We start from the raw sequence: 2,440 nt of genomic DNA, 5'->3' as shown, positions 1-2,440 counted from the left end.
GCTGAGGCAAACTACTATCGGCAACTCAGCGATACCGCTGCGGCCCCGGCATCAACTTAAACAAAACAGCCTCCTCGATTCCCGGGGTGATTCAATACGTCACACCGAACGACCATCAAGCGGTGTGCTGATACTTGCGCGACGGATGCCGCTGCACGGCGTCCACGTCGATACCGTCCAGCAGCCAGTGCAACTGCTCGGTTGTCAGCTCGATCACCGCCTGCTGACGCCGTGGCCACACAAAGCGGTCTTCCTCCAAGCGCTTCAAAAGCATCCAGAACCCGTTGCGGTCCCACAGCAACAGCTTGATACGGTTGCGCCGACGGTTATGAAATGCGTAGACGGCGCAGGCAAACGGATCGAGCTGCATCGACTGCTCGACCAGGGCAACCAACCCATTGATCCCGAGGCGGAAATCCACCGCATTGCGGTGCAGGTAGACCCGCAGGTCAGCGTCGAGCCGGAACATCAACGCGCTCCCAACGCTTCGATCATCGCCTTCACAAGCGCGACGTCCTTCCCGCCGCACTGGAGTTCGACCGTCACGCCGTTGGGCAACCGCGCCGTCAGCAGCGCCGCCGTCAGTGGCGGACGCGGCGATGGTTGGGTGGAGGCAGGCGCCTGGGTCGGCAGACATTCCAGCGCCACCGGCGATTCCGGGACGCGCGTTACGCCGCTAACCTCGACGACCCGTACGAACGCTGGCAAGGCAGGCTCCGCACTATCGGCCGCGGCGGCTTCAGTTGCGACTTGGTGCAGCCGAATCCACTTGTGCAACTGGTTCGCATTGATGCCGGCCTTGAGCGCCATCCCAGCTACCGATGCCCCTGGCCGCAGACACGCCTCGACCAGTTGGAGCTTGTCCCGGGGGTCAAAGTCTCGCTTCCCGTTGGAGCGAACACGGATCACTCTCAGCGGCGGAACCTCACATTCGTTGTCCATCATGCTTGCGTCCGCAAATAGTGGTTGCGGACGCAAGCCTGCCCACTCTCAGCCGCAAAAGCTAGGTGCGCTTAATTTCGCGCTTACGCCAGAATGGCGAGCAGACATCGCCGCGAGTCAGGATCAAGCAGTGATAGCAATACCGTAGGCGACGTCTTTCGTAGATCCAACCGACTGGAGTCTGCATAGTTCGCAGGCGATCCACCCCCACGTGGGTTAGCTGCGAGAGACGCTCCAAGGTCTCGATCGGCACTGGCGGAAACAGTAGCCATTTCCTTTGCGTCAGGGTGGGCATCGGACCGAGATCGGCATGCGTCCAAAGCTGCTCGACCGTCATGGAGTACTTTGCAGCGAGTCGTCCAAGCCAGCCTCCAAATGCCTCTCCATCAAAGGGACGCAGTGCAACTGGCCACGGCCTCAGCCGGTTAGAGCACGCAGCTCTGGGCGTTTTCAATGTGGGAGACATCTATCATTTCCCTTCCATCGCGGATCGCCAGCTCGGTGGCTGCATTCAAGAGGCGCGAAACCTCACCGGTCAAACCTCCACTCGCCTCCAAAACCGCCGAGACAACTTCTCGCCTCGACAGATTTGATGGCCGTCGCAAAGGAAGAATGCGTTCGAATGCTGCCAAGAGGCCTCGAAAGGCTTCCGACTCCTGCCATCGCGGCATCTCAAAGCGCGAGAAGCGACTGCTCATCTGCGAATCGGTCTGAAGTGCAAACTCAGCATCGCGCGTTCCCACAAGGACAATCGTCATCTTGAGATCGTTCGCAAGAAATTTGAGTAGGTTCAGTGAGGCGCGCTGCTCGCGGTAACTTCCTGCCAAGAGGTGATGAACTTCATCTACCACCAGCATGCGCGGTGCAACTTCCCGTAGCACCTCGCGACTCAGATTCTCGAGCACATTGAGCCTCGCTGCTGCATTGAACGGCGCGCCAAGCTCAAACAGGAGCGATGTATAGAAGCGGCTCTGGTCGGGCGTCGGTGGCATCTGCATAGACACAACCGTCCGGTGTTCCACGCCTACTACTTCGTCGAATTGCGGAGGATGGCGCCGTTCGAATTTCGCGATGACCTGGGTAACCGTCAGCGGAACCCGTGTTGACCGGGACGGTCTGATGTCAGAACTGATAGCCTCGGTCCCGCCAGTACTGCCAATCGGCAATGGCCTGCCGCGTCATCTCGTCGCTCGCCAGTGGCACGAGTTGCGCTAGTGGGACAGCAAGCTTGCGCTTGTTCCATCGTATCCACACGAAGGCTTCAGATTCGCACACGTCCTCGGGAGCCATTGCGATCACNTGAACCCGGTCGCCGGGGCTGAGCGGCGAGGTAGGCGATCTCTTGCAAACCTCAGCTTCAAACGGAACGGTGAGTTGCTCCTCGAGGTAGTAGTACCACGCCATCGACCGCTCTTCTGAACCGTAAGCGTCGACGACGATTTCCATCGTGATTCGCTCTTCACGATCTGGATCGGACTTGGGTCTGGGCATGCTTATC

At 59.4% G+C, this 2,440-nt stretch carries 5 protein-coding genes; all 5 read right to left on the bottom strand.

Going from position 1 to position 2,440, the window contains the following annotated elements:
- Positions 1-115: 115 nt before the first annotated feature.
- Positions 116-469 (bottom strand): IS66 family insertion sequence element accessory protein TnpB, encoded by a 354-nt coding sequence (gene tnpB, locus A3A5_RS0117740; RefSeq protein WP_018311883.1) that lies wholly within the window; start codon positions 467-469, stop codon positions 116-118.
- Complete coding sequence (locus tag A3A5_RS0117735) at positions 469-945, bottom strand: transposase (RefSeq protein WP_018311882.1); 477 nt, start codon at positions 943-945, stop codon at positions 469-471. The genes tnpB and A3A5_RS0117735 overlap by 1 nt, the downstream gene beginning before the upstream one ends.
- A gap of 58 nt (positions 946-1,003) precedes the next feature.
- On the bottom strand, positions 1,004-1,408 hold the full coding sequence (locus A3A5_RS45720) for a TniQ family protein (protein ID WP_081623930.1): 405 nt from the start codon (positions 1,406-1,408) through the stop codon (positions 1,004-1,006).
- Complete coding sequence (locus A3A5_RS38840; RefSeq protein ID WP_255343518.1) at positions 1,368-2,108, bottom strand: TniB family NTP-binding protein; 741 nt, start codon at positions 2,106-2,108, stop codon at positions 1,368-1,370. Before A3A5_RS38840 ends, A3A5_RS45720 begins: the two co-directional genes overlap by 41 nt.
- On the bottom strand, positions 2,065-2,440 hold a 376-nt coding region (locus A3A5_RS0117725; protein WP_018311880.1), incomplete at its 5' end, for a calcium-binding protein. The genes A3A5_RS0117725 and A3A5_RS38840, both read right to left, overlap by 44 nt.

The organism is Cupriavidus sp. UYPR2.512 (assembly GCF_000379565.1).
Lineage (GTDB): Bacteria > Pseudomonadota > Gammaproteobacteria > Burkholderiales > Burkholderiaceae > Cupriavidus.
The sequence above is the reverse complement of the archived record's forward strand: the minus strand, read 5'-3'. Positions and strand labels throughout refer to the sequence as shown.

Bases quoted from the DNA above. Each gene is read 5' to 3' on its own strand.
- A3A5_RS0117735 (WP_018311882.1), bottom strand. From the start codon at position 945: ATGATGGACAACGAATGTGAGGTTCCGCCGCTGAGAGTGATCCGTGTT.
- A3A5_RS45720 (WP_081623930.1), bottom strand. From the start codon at position 1,408: ATGTCTCCCACATTGAAAACGCCCAGAGCTGCGTGCTCTAACCGGCTG.
- tnpB (WP_018311883.1), bottom strand. From the start codon at position 469: ATGTTCCGGCTCGACGCTGACCTGCGGGTCTACCTGCACCGCAATGCG.